The 560-nt window shown below is 58.0% G+C and carries 1 protein-coding gene; it reads right to left on the reverse strand.

The annotated features are described in order from the left end of the window. The coding region (locus tag A3730_RS09080; protein WP_197477392.1) for an MFS transporter at nucleotides 1–271 on the reverse strand (271 nt) is incomplete at its 3' end. Nucleotides 272–560: the final 289 nt, after the last annotated feature.

A 560-nucleotide genomic window follows, 5' to 3' on the forward strand; every position in this document is an offset into this window, starting at 1 on the left:
CCATGTTGCCCACGGCAAACACCAGCATCAGGGTGATCAACAGTCCTCGCCGGGGCACCCGGGCCGCCAGAGCGGAAATCAGCGGTGCACCGACCACCACCCCCAGCGCATAACTGCTGATGGCATAGCCCACATCCGGCACCGGGACTTGCAGGTCGGTGGCCACGCGCTGCATCAGTCCCATAATGACGAACTCGCCACTGCCAATGCCAAAGCCCCCCAGAGCCAGAGCGAGGGAAAGGCGAAGCAAGCGACTGGAGTCGGAGGACATAAGGGTTCCTGGATGAAGGCAGCGGGCAGGTCTGTGACGGATGGGATGAGACTGTCGATATTGAACAGGGTTCATTCTAGCATGCGAAAGAATGGTTTAGTGCCTGGAGCAGGCAAGAAAACGCCAGCAAGAACAATGCAGCAAGAATGAAGAAAGAATGACAGGGGTAACGATGAAGGTGACACGCATCATGGCCAATGTGGCCACGGACGATCTGGGCAAGGCGCAGGCCTTCTATGGCGAGATTCTTGGCCTGGACCGGATTATGGACCATGGCTGGTTCCAGACC

The sequence above is a fragment of the Alcanivorax sp. HI0044 genome, assembly GCF_001634945.1.